This is a genomic window from Sulfuricurvum sp. (genome assembly GCF_028712165.1).
Taxonomy (GTDB): domain Bacteria; phylum Campylobacterota; class Campylobacteria; order Campylobacterales; family Sulfurimonadaceae; genus Sulfuricurvum.
In genome coordinates, this window is sequence record NZ_JAQTQR010000120.1 from 1 (window position 1) to 3346 (window position 3346).

5 protein-coding genes and 1 tRNA gene are annotated in these 3346 nt (G+C 38.7%); 3 read left to right on the forward strand and 3 right to left on the reverse strand.

Translation table 11 applies throughout. The annotated features are described in order from the left end of the window. Nucleotides 1-243: hypothetical protein (locus PHP90_RS13760; RefSeq protein ID WP_299931040.1), on the reverse strand; the 243-nt coding region annotated here is incomplete at its 3' end. Between the two features lie 157 nt (nucleotides 244-400). Between PHP90_RS13760 and PHP90_RS13765 the strand changes: the two genes are divergently transcribed. The 3 genes from PHP90_RS13765 (at nucleotide 401) to PHP90_RS13775 (ending at nucleotide 1481) form a co-directional block, all read left to right on the forward strand. Further along, nucleotides 401-607 carry a hypothetical protein gene (locus PHP90_RS13765; RefSeq protein WP_299931041.1) on the forward strand — a complete coding sequence of 69 codons (207 nt, stop codon included), beginning with the start codon at nucleotides 401-403 and terminating at the stop codon, nucleotides 605-607. Between the two features lie 146 nt (nucleotides 608-753). Beyond that, nucleotides 754-1305 carry a response regulator gene (locus tag PHP90_RS13770; RefSeq protein ID WP_015653526.1) on the forward strand — a complete coding sequence of 184 codons (552 nt, stop codon included), beginning with the start codon at nucleotides 754-756 and terminating at the stop codon, nucleotides 1303-1305. 101 nt (nucleotides 1306-1406) lie between these two features. Continuing rightward, a tRNA-Glu gene (locus tag PHP90_RS13775) sits at nucleotides 1407-1481 on the forward strand. A gap of 273 nt (nucleotides 1482-1754) precedes the next feature. Here PHP90_RS13775 and PHP90_RS13780 read toward each other — a convergent pair. Further along, nucleotides 1755-3122 (reverse strand): sodium ion-translocating decarboxylase subunit beta, encoded by a 1368-nt coding sequence (locus tag PHP90_RS13780; protein WP_299931043.1) that lies wholly within the window; start codon nucleotides 3120-3122, stop codon nucleotides 1755-1757. Then, the coding region (locus tag PHP90_RS13785) for an OadG family protein (RefSeq protein WP_299931045.1) at nucleotides 3122-3346 on the reverse strand (225 nt) is incomplete at its 5' end. The genes PHP90_RS13780 and PHP90_RS13785, both read right to left, overlap by 1 nt.

A 3346-nucleotide genomic window follows, 5' to 3' on the forward strand; every position in this document is an offset into this window, starting at 1 on the left:
GTTATCCCAATCAAGTTCAGTTACAAGATGATGATGAACATCTGTTGATGAGACACCGCAGTCATGAAGCATCCCCATCAAAATAAGCGCATCGATACGATTTTGTTCCCAGCCCAATTTTTTTGCCACTTCAGCTGACATGTACGCGACTCGTTTACCGTGCATAGTATCATCAATGCCCACATAATCGAGTGCTTCAGAGAGGGCATAAGTCGCTTCTCTAAGATTTAGTAAATAGTCCATATCCATTTGCCTTCTAAAAATACATTATTTTTAATAATATCATTTTTTTAATACATCTCATACTTATTATACAGATATCCGTATAGCAGTATTTTCAATATAATATATATTATGTTAATCAAATACAATTTCAGTTTGCCTACGCTACACTTTTAGTATGGAATCTACAAAAGAACAACTCATTACAGATATCGAAAATCTATTGAACCGGTATGAAGGTATCAAGCCTACTCATATCGACCCGGCACTTTTACAGTTTTTAGATCGAAATACACTACTCAGTATTATTGATTCTATTCTGCGTCAGCAAGAAAAAACAAACGAATCAAATATTGAATGGTTAGAACAGTTTAAACAGTATTAATATCATACAAATTTATCACAAGAACTGTTTTTACTGAAATTCAACCCAAACTTGTTTTTTTAAGGTAATGCTAAAAAATATGATCTATAATAACAACAATTATCCACAGTGATATTTTTTAACATTGAAAATAAAAAGGAGTCCACATGTCATCTAACGTCGATTTGATCCAACTTACTGAACAAACCAAAAAGCTTACTGCAATGGTTGTAGAAGACGAAGTTGTAGCTAATGATCTTTTAAGCTCAACATTTAAAAACTTTTTTGCTGATGTAACTTCAGCTTACAACGGTGCAGAAGCATTACGCATGTATGAAAAAGTGAATCCGGATATCGTATTTGTTGATATCATCATGCCGGAAATCGACGGTATCGAACTTGCTCGTCGTATCCGTTCTATCAACCCGTCACAAATCATTATCGTTATTTCAGCAAGTAACGATATCCAAAAAATCTCTGAATCAATCGAAGTCGGAGTTAACAGCTTCATCCAAAAACCGATTGATACGAAAAAAATCCTTGAGATGCTTCAAAACATCACTAGTTTGGTGTCTAAACGTAAAAAAATCGAAACAAAAACATTCTCTATCTCTTTACCGTTGGATGTTTATGAATTGGTTGACGATAACGCAAAAGCAGAGAGTATCTCTAAAAATGCCGTTATTATTCGCGCACTTCGCTCGTTTTACAATGACTAACCTCCCCTCTTCCCATTTTTGTGGGAAGATTCAGTAGATTTAGCTTTTTTTCAGCATTATCTATCTATAATTTCGGCTCAGGTTTAACCTGTCTTATTGTCGGCCCCATCATCTAATGGTTAGGATTCCAGATTTTCATTCTGGCCATACGAGTTCGAATCTCGTTGGGGTCACCACTTTTAAACTCCTCCCACACCAATTTCGAAATCAACAACATTCAATTCATACAACTCTGTTTTATAGATTTTTTTTCTTCGTATTATCTCCTATATAAATCTATCTAGCCAAAGCCTGATCTCTATCTTAATGATATCTTCTGCAAGAGGTTTGGTTATAACTAAACACAAATAATGGCGTATAGAAAGAAATAGATAGAGAAGCAAGTTAATTTTTTGTAGGTTTTCAATCTAAGAAGTGTCACTCACCGTATTCGGTGAGTGTGAGAAAAGTTATTTGAAGAGAGCGATCATAACCCCTGCAGCAATTGCAGAACCGATAACTCCGGCAACATTCGGTCCCATCGCATGCATTAACAGCATATTTGTAGGATCATCTTTCGTCCCTTCTTTATGCGAAACTCGTGCAGCCATAGGAACCGCTGATACACCGGCAGAACCGATAAGCGGATTGATTTTCTCATCACTAAACATATTCATGATTTTAGCCATGATAACACCTGCAGCCGTTCCTACAGAGAATGCAACAAGACCTAAAACCAAAATTGCCAATGTATCGATAACAAGGAATTGATCGGAGGCGAGTTTTGATCCTACACCGAGGCCCAAAAAGATCGTAACGATATTAATCAACGCATTTTGCATCGTATCACTCAAACGATCAACTACACCCGATTCTTTGAAATAGTTACCTAACGCAAATGCACCGACTAATGGAGCAGCATCTGGTAACAACAAAATAATCATGGAAAAAACCAACAGTGGAAAAAGAAGTTTTTCCAAACGGCTAACATGACGCAAAGTACGCATACGGATTTTACGCTCTTCCGGTGTGGTCAAAGCTCTCATAATCGGAGGCTGGATAATTGGAACCAATGCCATATACGAGTATGAAGCAACCGCAATCGCTCCTAAGAGTTCAGGTGCCAACGACGTAGCGATAAAGATCGATGTCGGGCCATCCGCTCCCCCAATGATACTGATGGCTGCGGATTGCTGCAATGTAAAATCAAACCATGGTGTAAATTGGGTCAGCGCATAGGCACCTACCAAAGTTCCGAAAATTCCAAATTGAGCCGCACCGCCCAAAAGAGCAGTTCTCGGATTGGCAAGCAGCGGTCCGAAATCGGTCATCGCACCGACACCCATAAAGATAAGCAAAGGGAAGAGCTCATTCGCGATACCCATATTATAGATAATACCCAATAAGCCGTGTGGACCTGCAATATTTGCAATAGGGACATTGGCCAATAAACCGCCGAATGCGATTGGTAAAAGCAATAACGGCTCAAATCCTTTTGCAATTGCCAAATAAAAGAGGAGAAATGTGACACCGAACATGATGACTCGCCCCCAAGACTGGTGAAAAGCAGACATCGGTTTGCCCTGAGAGGTTACCACACCTTCTTTAGGCTGAAGCAACGCATTAATACCCGTGGTATGATAAAAATTGATCATCATATCTTTAAAATCCAATGGTTGATAGGTTTCTTCACGATAGGTCGATTTTCGTAGCGGTTCCGTTGTTGCAGGAGCAACTGGTGATGTAACGTGTTCAGCAGGCTCAATGACCGTATCAGTAGCCATAGATGACAGAGAGATGGTAAGCATCATGAGGAGGGAAAAAAGTATTTTCTTCATTAAATTTTCCCTTCTTGTTCTAATGCATGATGATGCTGCAATGCAGCTAAAATAGCGGCGATTTTGGCATTTTCGTTTGTTTTTTGAACTGGGGCTGTAGTCGATTGTGATACCGATGCAGGAGCTTTTGAAACTTCTGGGAAGTAACGGAGAATAAGTTTTGACATAATTTTTGTCATATATACCATAGTTGTTAAGAATAGGAAAACGGTTCCCATTCCTAA

Bases quoted from the DNA above. Each gene is read 5' to 3' on its own strand.
- PHP90_RS13765 (WP_299931041.1), top strand. From the start codon at position 401: ATGGAATCTACAAAAGAACAACTCATTACAGATATCGAAAATCTATTG.
- PHP90_RS13780 (WP_299931043.1), bottom strand. From the start codon at position 3,122: ATGAAGAAAATACTTTTTTCCCTCCTCATGATGCTTACCATCTCTCTG.
- PHP90_RS13770 (WP_015653526.1), top strand. From the start codon at position 754: ATGTCATCTAACGTCGATTTGATCCAACTTACTGAACAAACCAAAAAG.